The sequence below is a fragment of the Paraglaciecola sp. QJM3NY_14 genome, from assembly GCF_056173245.1.
This window is the reverse complement of the sequence record NZ_CM149664.1, coordinates 3,026,090-3,042,573: the sequence shown is the minus strand read 5'-3', so window position 1 is coordinate 3,042,573 and position 16,484 is coordinate 3,026,090. Positions and strand designations below refer to the sequence as shown.

At 45.8% G+C, this 16,484-nt stretch carries 15 protein-coding genes; 9 read left to right on the top strand and 6 right to left on the bottom strand.

All coding sequences use genetic code 11. The features are described 5' to 3' along the window. Window positions 1–4 precede the first annotated feature (4 nt). From AC0VYA_RS12845 to AC0VYA_RS12820, 6 genes are all read left to right on the top strand, one after another. A complete protein-coding gene (locus AC0VYA_RS12845; protein ID WP_475488514.1) occupies window positions 5–2,908 on the top strand; it encodes a nitrate reductase in 2,904 nt (967 codons plus the stop codon). Further along, window positions 2,905–3,933, top strand: coding sequence for a uroporphyrinogen-III C-methyltransferase (cobA, locus tag AC0VYA_RS12840; protein WP_475488513.1), 1,029 nt, complete (start codon window positions 2,905–2,907; stop codon window positions 3,931–3,933). Before AC0VYA_RS12845 ends, cobA begins: the two co-directional genes overlap by 4 nt. 163 nt (window positions 3,934–4,096) lie before the next feature. After that, a complete protein-coding gene (locus AC0VYA_RS12835; RefSeq protein WP_475488512.1) occupies window positions 4,097–5,182 on the top strand; it encodes a glycosyl transferase family protein in 1,086 nt (361 codons plus the stop codon). Window positions 5,183–5,614: 432 nt separating this feature from the next. Beyond that, complete coding sequence (locus tag AC0VYA_RS12830; protein WP_011575311.1) at window positions 5,615–6,253, top strand: ANTAR domain-containing response regulator; 639 nt, start codon at window positions 5,615–5,617, stop codon at window positions 6,251–6,253. Then, entirely contained in the window at window positions 6,246–7,358 is a 1,113-nt protein-coding gene (locus AC0VYA_RS12825; RefSeq protein ID WP_011575310.1) for a CmpA/NrtA family ABC transporter substrate-binding protein, read from the top strand. Before AC0VYA_RS12830 ends, AC0VYA_RS12825 begins: the two co-directional genes overlap by 8 nt. A 101-nt stretch (window positions 7,359–7,459) precedes the next feature. Further along, window positions 7,460–8,068, top strand: a complete 609-nt coding sequence (locus tag AC0VYA_RS12820) for an FMN-dependent NADH-azoreductase (protein ID WP_475488511.1) — start codon at window positions 7,460–7,462, stop codon at window positions 8,066–8,068. 60 nt (window positions 8,069–8,128) lie between these two features. On the opposite strand, the gene AC0VYA_RS12815 is transcribed toward AC0VYA_RS12820, so the two are convergent. Then, window positions 8,129–8,671: a glutathione peroxidase gene (locus AC0VYA_RS12815; RefSeq protein ID WP_475488510.1), complete on the bottom strand. Its 543-nt coding sequence runs from the start codon at window positions 8,669–8,671 to the stop codon at window positions 8,129–8,131. Window positions 8,672–8,854: 183 nt separating this feature from the next. Between AC0VYA_RS12815 and AC0VYA_RS12810 the strand changes: the two genes are divergently transcribed. Next, complete coding sequence (locus tag AC0VYA_RS12810; protein ID WP_475488509.1) at window positions 8,855–11,407, top strand: S9 family peptidase; 2,553 nt, start codon at window positions 8,855–8,857, stop codon at window positions 11,405–11,407. 210 nt (window positions 11,408–11,617) lie between these two features. Further along, window positions 11,618–12,190, top strand: coding sequence for an elongation factor P-like protein EfpL (gene efpL, locus AC0VYA_RS12805; protein WP_475488508.1), 573 nt, complete (start codon window positions 11,618–11,620; stop codon window positions 12,188–12,190). Between the two features lie 120 nt (window positions 12,191–12,310). Here the strand turns inward: efpL and AC0VYA_RS12800 are convergent, their stop codons facing one another. Together AC0VYA_RS12800 and rrtA are read right to left on the bottom strand one after the other, a co-directional pair. Further along, the gene (locus AC0VYA_RS12800; RefSeq protein WP_011575305.1) at window positions 12,311–12,742 is read right to left on the bottom strand and encodes a GFA family protein; all 432 of its coding nucleotides are present in this window, start codon (window positions 12,740–12,742) and stop codon (window positions 12,311–12,313) included. A 64-nt stretch (window positions 12,743–12,806) separates the two neighbouring features. After that, the gene (rrtA, locus tag AC0VYA_RS12795) at window positions 12,807–13,394 is read right to left on the bottom strand and encodes a rhombosortase (RefSeq protein ID WP_475488507.1); all 588 of its coding nucleotides are present in this window, start codon (window positions 13,392–13,394) and stop codon (window positions 12,807–12,809) included. A 386-nt stretch (window positions 13,395–13,780) separates the two neighbouring features. Between rrtA and AC0VYA_RS12790 the strand changes: the two genes are divergently transcribed. After that, the gene (locus AC0VYA_RS12790) at window positions 13,781–14,212 is read left to right on the top strand and encodes a CBS domain-containing protein (RefSeq protein WP_475488506.1); all 432 of its coding nucleotides are present in this window, start codon (window positions 13,781–13,783) and stop codon (window positions 14,210–14,212) included. A 27-nt stretch (window positions 14,213–14,239) separates the two neighbouring features. Here the strand turns inward: AC0VYA_RS12790 and AC0VYA_RS12785 are convergent, their stop codons facing one another. From AC0VYA_RS12785 to AC0VYA_RS12775, 3 genes are all read right to left on the bottom strand, one after another. Then, window positions 14,240–14,608 (bottom strand): DUF3703 domain-containing protein, encoded by a 369-nt coding sequence (locus tag AC0VYA_RS12785; protein ID WP_475488505.1) that lies wholly within the window; start codon window positions 14,606–14,608, stop codon window positions 14,240–14,242. Between the two features lie 36 nt (window positions 14,609–14,644). Then, complete coding sequence (locus AC0VYA_RS12780) at window positions 14,645–15,814, bottom strand: winged helix-turn-helix domain-containing protein (protein ID WP_475488504.1); 1,170 nt, start codon at window positions 15,812–15,814, stop codon at window positions 14,645–14,647. Between the two features lie 100 nt (window positions 15,815–15,914). Further along, a complete protein-coding gene (locus AC0VYA_RS12775) occupies window positions 15,915–16,367 on the bottom strand; it encodes a hypothetical protein (RefSeq protein ID WP_475488503.1) in 453 nt (150 codons plus the stop codon). Window positions 16,368–16,484 lie beyond the last annotated feature (117 nt).

The window sequence follows — 16,484 nt, the reverse complement described above, 5'->3', positions numbered from 1 at the left end:
CTACATGATAAACCCAACAAGCGCTTCTCAGTCCTCAGTTCAAGGAGCGTGTTCAAAGCTAAGCACCACAACTTGCCCTTATTGCGGAGTAGGGTGTGGTGTAGACGTTACCAGTAACGTCGAGGGTGACAGCGAACAACTTGTTAGCGTTCAGGGCACGGCTAGCCACCCAGCTAACTTTGGGCGCTTATGCGTTAAAGGCAGTAAGTTGGCCCAAACCAACGTTAAGCAAGGTCGACTCATGACTCCTATGGTTAATGGCCAGAGGGCTCCATGGGATGCTGCTATCAGCACCGTAGCCAACAAATTTGCCAGCCTTATTGAGGAGCACGGACCAGACTCAGTCGCATTTTACGTGTCAGGGCAACTATTGACCGAAGATTATTACGTCGCCAACAAATTAATGAAGGGCTATATCGGTAGCGGCAACATAGATACCAACTCACGTTTGTGCATGTCATCTGCAGTGGCTGCCTACAAACGTGCGTTTGGTGCTGATACCGTACCTTGTAGCTATGAAGATTTAGAGCAAACAGAATTATTGGTGCTTGTGGGCTCAAATGCCGCTTGGACACATCCAGTATTGTTTCAACGTATTGAGCGGGCGAAAAAGCTCAACCCGAATATGCGTTTGGTGTTCATTGATCCGCGGCGCACCGCAAGTTGTGAGGCCGCAGACTTACACTTACCCATTAAACCAGGCACCGATGTAGCGTTATTCAATGGCCTAGTTCACTATCTTGAGCAACATAAACACCTCAATTCAGATTACATTGCCGCTTTCACCGAGGGATTCGATGCCACCATTACCGCCTGTGAAAGTTGGACTCTTAAGGCTGTTGCCGAGTATTGTGATGTTAATCAAACCTTGATTGAACAGTTTTATCAGCTCTTTGCTGGCAGTGAGTCAGCAATCAGCTTTTATTCAATGGGTGTAAACCAATCTAGCAGCGGTGTTGATAAAGCCAATGCGATTATCAATTGCCATCTTGCCACGGGCAAAATAGGTCGTGAAGGTTGCGGACCGTTTTCCATCACGGGCCAGCCAAACGCGATGGGCGGTCGTGAAGTGGGTGGGCTTGCCAATATGTTGGCGTGTCACATGGATATTGGTAATGCACAGCATCGAGCGCTAGTGCAAAACTACTGGCAGTCACCCACCATCGTGCCTAATATTGGCTTAAAAGCGGTGGATATGTTTGATGCCATCGAGCAAGGCAAGATTAAAGCCGTTTGGGTAATGGCAACGAACCCTATGGTGAGCATGCCCAATAGGCATAAAATTAAAGCCGCTTTAAACAAATGTGAAATGGTGGTGGTTTCAGATTGCGTGGCTAACAATGACACCATCGCTATGGCTGACGTGGTATTGCCTGCTACAGGTTGGTCAGAGAAAAACGGTACGGTTACTAACTCAGAACGCAGAATTTCCCGCCAGCGGGGTTTTTTACCGCCCACAGGGGAAGCACGTCATGATTGGCAGATTATCTGTGACGTGGCGAAAAAAATGGGTTTCAGCAACGGTTTTAATTACACAGACCCGAGTGAAATTTTCGACGAGTATTGCGGCTTAACGGCAGAGCAGAATAACGGAAGCCGAGATCTTGATTTATCTGGTTTATGCGGGCTAACGCAAAAACAGTACGACAACCTTGTTCCCATTCAATGGCCGGTGAATAAAGCCAACCCTGATGGGGTAAAGCGCATGTTTACCGATGGTCGCTTTTTCACCGCGAGTCAAAAAGCCCAGTTCATTGCTATTGAGGCTAAAGCCCCTGAACAAACCACCACAACCGAATTTCCGTTTGTGCTTAACAGCGGGCGGGTTCGCGATCAGTGGCACACCATGACGCGCACAGGTGCCAGTGCCGATCTAACCAGCCACGTGGCCCATGCTAGCGTGGCACTAAACAGTGTTGATGCTTCTAAATTACAGGTAAAAGAAGGCGATTTGTTGGCCTTATCCTCACGAGTCAGCACCAGTCTTAGTCAAGTGATGTTACCGGTCAAAATAGATGAAGGTCAGCGTAACGGTGAGTTTTTCGCACCCATTCACTGGAGCGAGCAAAACCATTCGGCCGCGAATATCAGCCATTTATACACAGACGCCAACGACCCTATTTCTGGCCAACCTGAATTAAAACACGCTGCGATTAACGCGCTAAAAGTCGAGTTTTTCCATCATGGTCACATCTTTATTACGCAGCACCTTCAGGGCAGCCATGAGCAACGCCAAGCCGTAATAAGCAAGCTGTGCTCGACATTTGATTATTGGCGCCTAACCAAGATAGAGGGCGGTGAGATGCTGACGTTTGCTCACGGTCGAATTCCTTCGCCGCGGGTTGAAAACGACAGTCTGGCCTTTGATTTAAAAGAGTTTATTCAGACAAGTATCAGCAATAAGTATATTTGGGCTGCGCGTAAAGGCGATACTCAGCAAAGCGCTTACGCATTAATGGGTGATAAATTACAGTTTGCTGCATTTAGTGACGTACATACCCTAGAGGATAACGCGCCATGGCTAAGTGCTTTACTCGCAGCTGACAGCTTGAGCGTAGAGCAAACAACCGCCTTGCTGCGTGGCGAGCCAGACGAGCAATTTAACCAAGGACGTTTAATTTGTAGCTGCTTTAAAGTGGGCATCAACCCGATCAATGAAGCAATAGCCAGAGGCTGTAACAGCGTTGATGAATTAGGCGAGACGCTAAAATGCGGTACAAACTGCGGGTCGTGTAAAAGCGAGTTACAACAGTTGATCAATGCTCACGAATACGAGCATGACAATGCAAATAGCGCCCGCTACACGCCTGTTTTAGCCACAGTGAATGGCGCTTCGCCCTCAGAGAATACCCAACAAAACCAGATGACATTTAGCGGTGAACGTATCGCTGTGGAGACCCAATTATGAACACGCCAACCAGCGTTATTTCACATGTAAATAGTCTTTTGCCACAGGCATTGAGTCAATTTGTGGCTCAACTTTTTAAAATCAATCTGAACTCACCACAAGCGCGCTCATTGGATGCGCTTAAAGGACTAAATGCAGGGTTACGCACTGGGCTTAAAAACCTAAATGACAGCGCAAATAAGGCTAATGCCCAACATGGTGTAGGGCATGTTCACCTTATTGGCTCTGGCCCTGGTGATGCAGAATTACTGACGGTTAAGGCCTATCGACTACTGCAAAGTGTTGATGTGGTTATGTACGACTGGCTGGTCAATCCGGATATTCTAGACATGATCCCAGCACAGGTAGAGCGTCGTTTTGTGGGTAAAAAGTGCGGCGAACATAGCATGACCCAAACACAGATAAGCGAACTGTTAGTTAGTGTGGCTAAAGAGGGTAAAACCATTGCGCGCTTAAAAGGCGGTGACCCTGCCATATTTGCTAGAGCGGCTGAAGAATGTGACTTACTGACCAAGCATCAGATCCCATTTAGCATAGTACCTGGCATTACCGCGGCATCTGGCGCGTCTGCTTACGCGGGAATACCGTTAACCCACAGGGATTGCGCTCAGTCAGTGCGCTTTATTACTGCGCATTTAAAAGATCCTGCGTTACAGCCAGATTGGCAAAGCTTGGTTAATGGCGCTATGCCAGATGCCAAAGGTAAAAACGCTGAAACCCTGGTATTTTATATGGGATTGCGACGGGTTGAATCGATTATGCAGCAGCTGCAGTCACATGGTTTACCTGTTGATTTGCCAGTGGCGATAATCGATAAAGCCACCAGTGCTCAGCAGCAGGTGTGCATAGGGCAGGTAAAAAACATCGCACAGCGCTTAGTATGTCGCCAATTTACTGGGCCTGCGCTTATCATCGTGGGTGAAGTGGTCAGTAAGCGTCAAAGAGTCGTTTCTTATCACCAACAAGACGGTTTACAATGCCAAACACATAATGAAATTAACGATGCGCTTGCACAGTCTTTATAACGTTAATGGTGCTTGGAGTGTAAAGTACATGGCAGTGAGCCTTTGATTAGCCCTGAAAGCAAAGCCTCAGCGCTGATTGTACAATCCACTTGAAACACCATTAGCAGACATTGACGCGTCGCATTGATAAAGGCATAACGAGCCTGTAGGCATTTTTACATCCATGAGAACAAACAGCAGCACGCAACATCCCACAGAATTTAAAGAGTTTATTCGTATTATTGGCCGCGGCCAACGCGCTGGTGGCACCCTAAGTCAGGCGCAAGCGTACCAAGCCATGAAAATGCTGATCAATGATGAGATCACGCCTGAGCAAAAAGGCGCTTTTTTGATGCTACTGCGGGTACGTGAAGAAACTGCAGAAGAATTGGCCGGTTTCATTCAAGCCTTTCGTGAAGTGAATGACCGACAGATAGCGGCCCTGCCGATTGATATTGATTTAGGTTGCTATGCGGGGAAGCGCCGACACTTACCTTGGTTTTTGCTAGCGGTCATTGCCCTAGGCCAGCAAGGTAAAAAAGTGTTTTTACACGGTACCCATGAGCCAGATTCAAACCGGTTATATTTGAAAGATGTATTACCCCAGCTAGGGATTGAGCCGGCCAGAAATGCTGTTCATGCGGGTGAGCAACTTGAAGCATTGGGTTTTAGTTATATGGACTTAGCCGATATAAATCCCAAGCTCGATGACATGATCCAATTACGCGGCCAGTTTGGGCTGCGTTCATGTGCTAATACGCTTGCTCGTATGTTAAATGCCAGTCAAGCCCCCTGTAGCCTTCAAGGCGTCTTTCACCGAGGGGTAGACATTAAGCATAGTCACTGTGCCAAGCTAGTGTATGAGCAAAATCCGACTGTTCTAACCAGCATCATGTGTTTTCGCGGTGAAGGAGGGGAAGTGGAGTACAACCCTGAGCGCGAGGTAACCTTACATCTTTGTCAATCTGGACGAGAAACCACCGTAGAGGTTCCGGCATTTTTGTCTCAGTGGGTGACTAAGCCGAAAACACTGGACGTGAAACAGTTAGTAGAGGTGTGGCAAGGCAGCAATGACAATGCATATGGCACTCAAGCTATTTTGGGTAGCTTGAGCTTAATGTTGATACTCACTGAGAATCTCAGTCTTGAAGATGCTAAACATCGCGCGGAGCAATGCTGGCAAGGGCGTAACAAAAAGTGGTCGTTTACCCTGCCTGTTAAAAATGACACGGCTAGTTATCAAACTGCGGGGACACATAAAGCGCACTGAGCTTATGTGCCGCTCGAAATGAACAAGTGAGGGATAAGAGCTGATTCGATGCCCTCACATCCACCATCATCCTATTCATTTACATGCGCAATTTACTCTGCATGATCCCATTAGCGATAGGCTCAGAAATGCTCTGGGCAGCACGTTTTGCCATACATTTGAAAGTGCCTTGTACGTCGAGGCACTTAGCCCTAGTGCAACCTACATTACTTCAGTAGTGACAGGAAAGACTTCGAGTAATTTATTGCTCGTTCATTTTTTGTGCAAGCCATTGCACTTTGATGGTGCGCCTGCCCATTTTCGTACGTGCAATCTCATTTTAGATCAAAATTCATCATCTAACTAATTGATAGTATTGATTTTTTATCTTGGCGCAAGCTTTGCACACAGTTATTGACTTAGGTCAGCATGTAACTCATTCAGGAATCTCCGTTGATATCTACAGCAAAAAGCCAAACGCGAATATCGCATCACGAGCAGCTGAACATCTTGTTGATAGATGAGAATGTTCAGCGCGCTGAGTCCATCGTGACGGCGCTTGGAAACTCCCGTTACAAGGTCAGCCATCTGGCCTGTTCTCAGGCTGGGCTTTTGAAGCAGGTAGACGAAATTCAGCCTGACATCATAGTGATTGATATCGAGTCTCCGAATCGCGATATGTTAGAAAGCTTACACACAATTTCTCACTATAACCCTAAACCTGTGGTGATGTTTTCATCACAGCAAGACACAGAAACGATTAATCTATCGGTGCAGTCTGGCGTGAGTGCCTACGTGGTTGGAGACATAGATCCCGAGCGTGTTAAACCGATTTTGGATGCCGCAGTGGCTCGGTTTAAAGCCTTTCACAAACTTAAAGATGAATTGAACGATACCAAGCATCAACTTGAATCGCGCAAAAGCATCGATTTAGCAAAACGTTTATTGATGAAGACAAATAAAATGAGTGAAGAGCAGGCATTCCATAGTATGCGCAAAACCGCTATGGACACAGGCCAGAAGCTCGAAGATGTAGCCAAGACAATCGTTTCCATGCTGCGCTCATTTGAAAAAGGTAATGAAAATGATTAAACCAGAACAACCAAATATTACGCTTGGGTTTATCCCGCTCACCGATTCCGCGCCCCTTGTTGTCGCCAAAGAGCTAGGCTTTTTCGAACAATGGGGCCTTAGCGTAACGTTGCAAAAACAAAACTCATGGGCCACTCTCAGGGACAAGCTCCATGCAGGTGTGTTAGACGCGGCACAAATGCTGGCGCCTATGCCAATTGCCAGCGCATTAGGGCTTGGGGCGCCGCCAGCAAATGTGATCACGCCTTTAGTACTCAGTTTAAATGGCAATGCCATCACCCTTTCAGAAAGTTTGTTGCAAGAAATACTCAAAGAAAATGATCTAACCAATGTCACGCTACCGATGGCAGGCTACTTATTACAACACGTGGTCGAGAAACGTAAGCGTCAGGGGTTATCTAAACTGAAATTCGCTACGGTTTTTCCATATAGCTGTCATTACTACCAGCTAAGAGATTGGCTTAAAGCGGCAAAAGTAAGTTTAGACGACGTTGAAATGTTAGTTGTGCCACCTGTCAGCATGGTTGAATGTTTGAAAAACGGTGATATTGATGGCTTTTGTGTCGGCGGCCCATGGAACGCCAAAGCGGTTCGCGCAGGCATCGGCATGACGGCGCTAACGTCGTTCGATATCTGGCAAGACTCACCTGAGAAGGTATTGGGCCTGCTAGATAGTTTCAACAAAAAACATCCTAATACGGTATTAGCGTTATGTGCAGCCCTTAAGCAAGCCTGTGCTTGGCTCGAATCTGTGCCCAATCGTTTTGAAGCCGCTAGATTACTTTGCCGACAAGAATACTTAAATGCTGAACTTGATGTAATAGCACCGTCATTGCTCGGTAGTTGTTTAACGCACAAGTCGCTGCCGCCGCGCAGCATTCCTTCTTACAATCAATTTTCTGTAAGCAATAATGGTTGCATTAACCAGCCTGAGTTGGTGCGCGGAGAGTGGTTAATAAAGCATATGGTCAGTGCTGGGCAAATACCGCCACATGTGACAATACCGCTTGACTTGGTCGCTAAGGTCTTTAGGCCTGATATTTACCAAAAAATGCGTTTGCTGATTGAAGATCAAGGCGTGCAGTTTTATCGCCGCTCAGGTTAGTAAGTTCTAATAAATAGAACTAAATTCGCTAAATAATGCAATTTTCATTCGCTTAAATAACCATATACTGCATTCAAATCAGTCAGCAATGGGAGTTTTAAATGAAAAACGTATTAGTGCTAAATGCCAGCTTACAAGGCGAGAACGGCAACTCAAGTCAATTGACGAGTGAGTTTGTGACACAACTACAGCAAACTGAAAGTATCAAGGTGGAAAAGGTTGATTTAAACACCTTGAATCTGCCGCATTTAAGCGCTCAAGAGATGCAAACGTGGAGCATGCTCAGCGACAATATGACCAATGATCAAGCTGCTCTTGCTGCTTATTCAAACGACTTATTGGCACAGTTAGAGCGCAGCGACGTCATAGTGGTGGGCATGCCCATGTACAACTTTACCATTCCGTCTACGTTTAAAGCGTGGATTGACCGAGTCGCAAGAGCAGGGCGTACGTTTAGTTACACCTCAGAAGGCCCTAAAGGTCATCTACAAGGCAAAACAGTGTATATCTTCGCTGCGCGGGGCGGTATTTATCAAGGCACTGATAACGATACGCAGACGCCTTACTTAAAACTTGTCTTTGGTCTTATGGGGATAACAGATGTGAACTTTGTTTATCTTGAAGGACTGAATATGGGAGAAGAGTATGCGCAAACATCATGGCAACAAGCCCGAGAAAGTCTGACAACGCTGCTACCTGCAACCGTTTAAACGTTTAATAGCTAAAAAAGCCCGAGTAAATCGGGCTTTTTAACATGTAGTAAAGGGTGTTTATCGTTTTAAGGTGTTTTCAATGGTTTCAATAAATGCTGGATCTGTCGGCTTGGTTGACGAGGCGTAAGCGTTGACCAAATTGCCGTTTTTATCCATCAAGTATTTATAGAAGTTCCACTTAACGGTCGTGCCGGACTTCTTCGCCAGCATACGATAGAGTTGGTCAGCATCACGCCCGCGCACAGGCATGGCTTCGAACATAGGAAATTCGACACCGTATGTGAGCTCGCAAAGCTCAGCTGTTTTGCTTTCATCTTTGTCTTCTTGATTGAAATCATGTGACGGAAAGCCCAAAACCACCAAACCTTGATCTTTGTATTTACTGTATAGCGCCTCTAAGCCCTTAAATTGCGGGGTAAAACCACAGTAACTCGCGGTGTTAACGAAGAGTACCGTTTTGCCTGCATAGGTTTCACACAGATTGACCGTGTCTTGGGAGTTGAGTTTACGCTTAACAAACTTTAATAAATCAGGGCATTGTGCACTGTAAGCCATGTTACAAAAGAACATTAGGCAGGTAATAGCAAGTAACTTCTTCATGGAGACCTCGAGTGTTTTCTACATAGTCAGCATATCTAGTACGTTTGGTTTACTTATTATCATGTCTATTATAGCGCTGACTATTTTGTAAGTGTGTCTGTATAGCAGTTTAATTTGATTGATTTTGCGTTTAAAGTAAATTGTTATTCAAAAAAATTAAAAAAATTCGCAGGAAAAACAATAATGTATAAATTTTCTAAAACACTGCTGGTGGTATTAATTTCTACCAGCGTGTTCGCTTGCAGTGCCACCTACACGACAGATACACAGCCAATCAGTAATAAAAATGATGCTCAAGCCCCCATCGCTAACAGAGCGTTGACCGAGCCGTCGCCAAGTACGATTGCGAGTAAACACAGTATTACGGGTGACAATACTCTTAGCCTTGAACAGATTATGGCTGACCCAGATTGGATAGGCAGGCAACCATTAAGCAGCTATTGGGGGGATGACAGCCAATCGGTTTTTTATACCCGTAAAGAGCAAGGCTCACCAGTGACGCACTTGTGGCGGGTTCAGGGCAGCACTTTGTCGCAAGGTACGAGTCCCGATGACGCGAAAAAAGTTGAATTAGCACAATTGCACAAGGTTAGCGATGGCGATCGTGTTACTAATCCACAAGGCACCTATTCTGCTTGGGTATTTGAGGGCAATATTTTTATTAAATCCCTCAGCGGCAGCGAGCAACATCAGGTCCGCCAATTAACCCAAGACGGAGATGGCCCACGGCAGATCCAATTTTTAAACGATGGGCGCCTTGCTTACCAGCGAGGCAACAACTTGATCAGCTTAGATCCCAGCAATGGGTTCTCGCAAAAGCTAGCCACTTGGCAGTTCAGCGAAGCCCCAATCGCCAACGAAAAACCAGCTGATTACATCGCCGAGCAGCAAATTGCGTTAATTGATTATGTGGCTAAAAAGCGCAGCGAGCGACAAGCTAAGTTTGCGCAGCAAGCTGCACTTGCAAAGCACAACAGCACCTTGGCACCAGAGGCTTTTTATTTCAGCGACGGGGATGAACTCGTGTCGGCTAGCGTGTCCCCCAATGGGAAATGGGCATTGTTAGCGACGACGGCTACGCAAAAAACACGTAGCGACAATGACTTGATGCCTGCTTACATCGGTGAAGACGGGCGCATTGAGCGCAAAGAAGTTCGCCAACGTGTTGCAGATGCCAAACCCGTTAATCATCAACTGTGGTTACTAGACTTAACAAATCACAAAAAACATGCCCTGAGCTACCAAAACTTGCCTGGCTACAACGAAGACGTGCTAGCTGAGGTTAAAAAGGAGAATGCGAACGCTGCAGGCAAACGCTATCAAAGCAACCGCTTGCCACGTGATATTGTACTGATGAGTGATTGGTCGTGGACCCAAGGCGCTATTCAATGGCATGAAAGTGGCGAACAGGTCGCCATTATGGTTGAAGCGTGGGACAACAAAGACCGGTGGCTTGCGACTGTCGATTTGAAGAAGCATAGCTTAGTTAATCAAGAGCGTTTACACGATGAGGCATGGATTAACTATCGCTTTAATAGCTTCGGGTGGCTGCACCATACTGAACAATTGTATTATCTGTCTGAAAAGTCGGGCTATGCGCATTTGTATGTCAAGCCACTAAACGCAAACGCAACAGCATTGACCTCAGGGCGTTTCGAAGTCAATGACCTGACCCTCACAAAAAACGACGAGTATCTTTATTACAAAGCCAATCAGAAGCACCCAGGCATTTATGAAATCTACCGTGTTGACATAGGTAGCGGGAAAATCGAAGCCTTGACTGACTTAAATGGCATGACTGATTACCAACTCAGCCCTGATGAAAGCAAACTTTTACTGACTCATTCAACGCTGACAATGCCGCCTGAACTGTACGTTCAAAACGCCGCACCTGGCGCACCAATAACGCGTTTGACGCACACCATAAGCCAAGCGTTTTTGGCCATGGGATTTGCGGCACCGGATATTGTGCCGGTCAAATCCAGCCATACTACTCAGCCAATCTTTTCACGGGTGTATCAACCGGCAGGAAATGCGAATAACGAGGGCGAAAAACGCCGAGCAGTGATTTTTAACCATGGGGCAGGATACTTGCAGAATTCGCACTTAGGTTGGTCAGGTTATTTTCGTGAATTTATGTTCCATAACATGTTGGCCCAACAAGGCTATGTGGTAATGGACATGGACTATCGCGCCTCAGCAGGCTATGGGCGAGACTGGCGTACAGCGATTTATCGCCATATGGGTAAACCAGAGATTGATGATCTACGCGATGGCATTAATTGGTTAGTAGAAAACGCTAATGTGGATCGTGAACGCATCGGCACATATGGGGGCTCTTACGGTGGGTTTATGACTTTTATGGCGCTCTTTACTCAGCCAGACTTGTTTCAATCTGGTGCCGCCCTTCGTCCAGTCACTGACTGGGCTCATTATAATCATGGTTACACCTCAAACATATTGAACATGCCAAACGTGGACCCTATTGCCTATGAGCGCAGCTCACCGCTGTACTTCGCAGAAGGCTTAGAAAAGCCATTGCTGATCAATGCGCCTATGGTGGACTCAAATGTGTTTTTTCAAGACACGGTGCGTCTGGTACAACGTTTAATCGAACTTGAAAAACAAGATTTTGAAACAGCGATTTATCCCGTGGAATCACATGGTTTCGTGCAACCTAGCTCATGGCTTGACGAATATCGCCGCATCTACAAGTTGTTTGAAACGACGTTGTAACACTGTAGCTTACGCCTTTACCTAGAGTGGTTATCTCAAAGCCCAGCACGACTGTCTGGGCTTTTTACTTTTAGGCAGACTGATAATCTGCTTGCCTTACACGGGCTTTCTGGTAATTTCGATGCCAAATTTATTTGATGGTTTGCCTGTGTCGAACAGTAAAACCGATTATCAGAGCCCATTAGCAGAACTAAACGTCAGAGAAAAAACATGCCAAAAGCCAGTGAAGTAAAAAAGAACGCCGCCATTGAACATAACGACAAAGTCTATGTGGTTAAAGATATCAATAAATTAACCCCAAGCGGCCGCGCCGGCGCGAGCCTTTACCGTATGCGTTTGTACGAAGTAACCACTGGCGCAAAAGCAGACGAGAGCTTTAAAGCCGATGAAATGATCAAAACCGCTGATTTTGTGCGCCAACCGGTGACTTTCTCTTATATTGATGGCGATGAGTACGTGTTCATAAATTCGGAAGATTACACGCCTTACAACATCAATAAAGAAACCATTGAAGAAGAGTTATTATTCATTGCCGAAGACACTACAGGGTTGCAAGTGATGATAGTGAACGGCTCTGCTGTGGGCATAGAGCTTCCACCCAATGTAGAGTTGGTGATCACCGAGACTGACCCTTCCATTAAAGGTGCCTCAGCCAGTGCTCGGACCAAGCCTGCTACGCTAAGCACAGGCTTAACGGTGCAAGTGCCTGAGTATATCTCAAGTGGTGAGCGCATTAAGATTAGCACCAGCGAGCATAAATTTGTCAGCCGCGCTGACAAGTAACCCGCTTATAAATTCAGTTGTGAGAAAGCCCGTTGAACATATGTTCAGTGGGCTTTTTATCGAAAAATAAGCACCAAGCTCGACTCACAGCTTAGCGGTATTTTTTAGGCCATAAAACAGCTACTCTTTCGGTGCAAACGCGGCAAACACTTCTTCACCCGTCATCATTTTAGTTTGATTCGCAAAGTCGTAATAGTTGGGCTTTTCATCACTGAAAATTTGGCAATGAAACTCAACTTTGACTCCCTCTGGTATGTCGAATAAGCCCACTGGCATGATGTATTGTTGGTTTTCTTTTAAGCGGTAAAAAAGGTGGCTACCGCAGTGGCGGCAAAACCCGCGTTGTGCCCATTCGGATGAGTCAAACACGCTAACGTCATCCTCAGAGGTTAGCGTGACGTGTGTGCCGCAATCAATGCCCAACAGCGGGCCGCCGCCCCAAGCACGACATGACGAACAGTGACAGGCTTCCATATGAGGTTTGACATCACTTACTGCTATTTTTATTGCCTTGCATAGGCAATGTCCCGTTAGGTTTATCGCTTGGCTCATGTACGTTCCTTATGCTATTTCCTAGTGCAATACTTTAATGGGCACTGCGAATGAAACCACAAGCTTAGCCGTTTTTTTGCTGTTTGATAAGTGAACAAATAATGACTAAGAGACCACAAAAAGCCCCAAATAAATGTGCATCAATGGCTACGTTTGCATCAATAAGCTCGGCGATGCTCCCACTTGGGCCTGCGATTTGTTCGTTTGCTATTTTTGCCCATACTCCGACCATTAAGATCCAGCCGCTAGTGACGCCGTACTTGATATCCTGATAGGCGCCCCACACAAAAACACCGTGTAAAATGCCTGATAGCCCGACATACCATTGCATTTCTGGTTCAAAATAATAAATCCCCGCACTGACGCCGAGCGAAAACAACCCCAACATTAGCAAGTAATGAGCGGTGTGATAATACTGACCGTGGAGTGACCAGAGCAAAACCACGGCCGCCAGATTGAGCAGGAGGTGATTAAAATTGGTGTGTAAAAAGTTACCCGTTAGTGCCCGCCACCATTGACCTTGGTTTATGGACTCACGGTCGAATGCTAACCAGGTGCTACTGGAAGGCTCAGCGATAAAAAGCATGGTCGCGATGACACAAATTATGATTGGCCCAAGGGAGTGGGGCAAAGCGTAGGGTAGTCGTAACATCAAGGACTCTCAACTGGGGTTTAAGTAAATAGGCATTTTCGTTCGGCACAAGTGCGACATCTTACTCACAAGCGCTAAGCAAGTCATGGTAGGTCGACGTCTTTGACTAATTCGTTTGCTGTCGCATTAAATAATTCTTCGCAGTACTTCAATAAAACCAGAACGGCTCTAGCCCTATCTTGTTTCACATGTCTAGCAAATTAGGGGACGACAGCGCAAATATTGTCAAGCCCATTTTAATTGGCGTATCCTAAATAGCGATGATCATCTTGGCAAATAATGAAAACTTTCCGCTCAAGCAGTGGCTTACACCGACAGTGTGAGGCTTATGATGACTATCACCCGTTACAAAGAATGCCAATACTCATAAATAGGGAACCCGGAGCATGCAAGTAGACAAGTTAATGTCAGTAGAAGTGGTGAGTATCAATATGGACGATACGTTAGCTCACGTAAGGGTACTTTTTGAACATCATCGATTTCATCATTTGTTGGTAGTAGACAATGGCCAGTTAGTTGGCATTATTTCAGATCGCGATTTACTTAAAGCCATCAGCCCTGCTGTCGGTACGGCATCAGAGACAAGTAAAGACTTAGCTTATTTGAAAAAGCCTGCTCATCAGATCATGACTCGCGACCCTGTTTGTTTATCTCCAAAAAGTGGCTTGCTGGAGGCGATTAAAGCCTTCAATCGATACTCAATTTCTTGCTTACCTATCGTCAATATAAATAACAAGCCCATCGGGATCTTAAGTTGGCGTGATATTTTTAAATTTATTGAGCATAACCAGTTAGAGAAATCTCATCGCAAGCAATAATGTCATTATCAGTGAACTAGCGTGTCGTTAACGAGGCGCCTGGGCACGCGCGATTGCTCTTGCGTGACGTTCCTGTAATGGAAGTGATTTAAAAGGGCTGATATTACTCCCCCCAGTGTTGCCTTGGGGCAGGGCGCCCACTGCCGTTTTACCCACGGCACCTGCGATGCGCAATAACTGCCCAATACATTCTTTTTTATCTGCTTGGCGTTTTGCCCAAGCAAACATCAAACAATGAACTTTAGTATGCCAATACGTTGAATTCTGACCCAGCACATGAGCATGTTCCAGATGGGCGAATTCCTGTAAATAGTTGCCTTTACGCCGTGCGTCTAATGCTCGCGCCAATTCTTTTAGCACTACAAATCGAATGTTTTTTCTAAAGTTAGTTTTCATTTTGTGCTCATTATCTACTGGGCGGTCAATGCAAGGTTAGGATAAATGGGTAGTCTTATGCAAGAGATAGGTTTGGCAGTGATTAAATGCCATAAATGCTCTCAAGCTTTTATTCAGCGCCTGATGAAACGCATCGAGCTTACGTAAACTCGCTTCAAGCACTAAATGATGAATGTGCAAGACCTTGCCTTTTCGATCGACTTTACAATCCATTCTGGCAACGAGCCTGGTGTCCCATAAAATAGGTAGAGAAAAATAACCAAACTGCCTCTTGTGGGCAGGTACATAGCATTCTAATAAGTAGTCGAATGTAAACAGGGTTTGCATACGCTTACGTTGAATAAGCAAATTATCAAACGGCGACAAGATGTGCAGCTGACTGCGTTTTATAGGGGTATTAAGGGCGTCTAGCTGGCTGTGCAACGCATAATAGCGGAGACCTGCTACATCAAGCTCAATGAGTTCGCCCGCTTCTAACATGGTATTTATAGTTTGTTTTATTCCCGTCTTGGTATGCTTGCGCAAATAGGCTATTTCGCTCGCTTGTCCTAGCCCGTTTGCGCGTAAAAATCGGGTTATCAAAAAACGCCAATAGTCTTGTTCGCTGGGGGGATGTACATCCACATCGCTGGGTAAAACCCGTTCGGTTAACTCATATACTTTATGAAAATTAACCCGCTCTTTTATCATCAAATCCCCTTGCATAAACAAGTACTCTAACGCTTGTTTGGCAGGTTTGCTCTCCCAGTCTTTTGGCTTTGATTTGAACGCCGTACTTGGACTCTCGAAATCTTTAGCCATCAAAGGCCCTTCAGCGTGAATGCGCCTGAGCACTTGAGCCATTAATTTAGGATTTCTGGGATACCAATGATCAAGCGTACCGTTTGCCAGCGCATTTTTGCGCAGCAAGCTGTAGCGGTAATCTTTCATAGGAAGGTACGCAGCCGCATGGGACCAATACTCGAATGCCTGCTTGTTGGCAATCAGTTGTGTTAGATGGTCACAATGGTAACGGGGATTTCGATTCCATAACGTATGATGGTGGGCGCGCACAACAGCGCTAATGGTATCAATTTGTACATACCCCAGGGCTTCTAGGGCATGTAAAGAATGGGTTAGCGGATCGCCAGAGCGGCTTTTACTTGGCAGGCCTTGGGCGTGCAATACAAGTTTACGCCCTTGCTGCAACGAAATAGACTCAAGCATATTTTATACATCTGAGTAAATTGTCGATGATAGAAGTCACTTACCGATTAAATGGCTCAGCAGTAAGCAAAGCAGGAGAATCGGTGCAAGCACATGCACATCATTCGACACTGACTTCGTCTACCTTCCATGCTTTTTTGATGCGAACAAGTTTTACCGTGCGCAAATCTTTAACAATCTCACCATTAAGTGTGCCTTCAAAGAACAAGGCTACGCTGGCTTCTTTTGCAAACTCGTTGCGCCCTGCATTGGTTGCGTTGGGCTTAATTTCAACTTTGTCGTATGCCATATTGAGTACGTGGCGCTGAACGTTGCGATTAATACGATAAGACTTCATTAATCGAGCCAGTTTAGGGCTAGCAAAATCAAGCGCGCCATCTATATTGTCATCCTCATAGATATGGCTGAAAAACTGCACTGCAGCGTATTCGGGTATATTGGTGTCCATCATGCCGTATTTACCAGCCCCCGTTTTAGTGGTGTCGTCACAGGCGCTAAGTGCAAAAAAGCTGAGTAGCAGGGCGATGAAAGAGAATGAACGTGATAAATGCATAAATGTTCTACATGTTGAAAATAACAATGTTGAGTGTACCTGCGATATCTAGAAAGTAAAAGGGAGGCAAAAATGCCTCCCTTTTACTTTCTTCTAAGCGCTGAGTTTACGCAGTAT

Bases quoted from the DNA above. Each gene is read 5' to 3' on its own strand.
- AC0VYA_RS12820 (WP_475488511.1), top strand. From the start codon at position 7,460: ATGAAAAACGTATTAGTGCTAAATGCCAGCTTACAAGGCGAGAACGGC.
- rrtA (WP_475488507.1), bottom strand. From the start codon at position 13,394: ATGTTACGACTACCCTACGCTTTGCCCCACTCCCTTGGGCCAATCATA.
- AC0VYA_RS12785 (WP_475488505.1), bottom strand. From the start codon at position 14,608: ATGAAAACTAACTTTAGAAAAAACATTCGATTTGTAGTGCTAAAAGAA.
- AC0VYA_RS12800 (WP_011575305.1), bottom strand. From the start codon at position 12,742: ATGAGCCAAGCGATAAACCTAACGGGACATTGCCTATGCAAGGCAATA.
- AC0VYA_RS12835 (WP_475488512.1), top strand. From the start codon at position 4,097: ATGAGAACAAACAGCAGCACGCAACATCCCACAGAATTTAAAGAGTTT.
- AC0VYA_RS12775 (WP_475488503.1), bottom strand. From the start codon at position 16,367: ATGCATTTATCACGTTCATTCTCTTTCATCGCCCTGCTACTCAGCTTT.
- AC0VYA_RS12825 (WP_011575310.1), top strand. From the start codon at position 6,246: ATGATTAAACCAGAACAACCAAATATTACGCTTGGGTTTATCCCGCTC.
- efpL (WP_475488508.1), top strand. From the start codon at position 11,618: ATGCCAAAAGCCAGTGAAGTAAAAAAGAACGCCGCCATTGAACATAAC.
- AC0VYA_RS12815 (WP_475488510.1), bottom strand. From the start codon at position 8,671: ATGAAGAAGTTACTTGCTATTACCTGCCTAATGTTCTTTTGTAACATG.
- cobA (WP_475488513.1), top strand. From the start codon at position 2,905: ATGAACACGCCAACCAGCGTTATTTCACATGTAAATAGTCTTTTGCCA.
- AC0VYA_RS12810 (WP_475488509.1), top strand. From the start codon at position 8,855: ATGTATAAATTTTCTAAAACACTGCTGGTGGTATTAATTTCTACCAGC.
- AC0VYA_RS12780 (WP_475488504.1), bottom strand. From the start codon at position 15,814: ATGCTTGAGTCTATTTCGTTGCAGCAAGGGCGTAAACTTGTATTGCAC.
- AC0VYA_RS12790 (WP_475488506.1), top strand. From the start codon at position 13,781: ATGCAAGTAGACAAGTTAATGTCAGTAGAAGTGGTGAGTATCAATATG.
- AC0VYA_RS12845 (WP_475488514.1), top strand. From the start codon at position 5: ATGATAAACCCAACAAGCGCTTCTCAGTCCTCAGTTCAAGGAGCGTGT.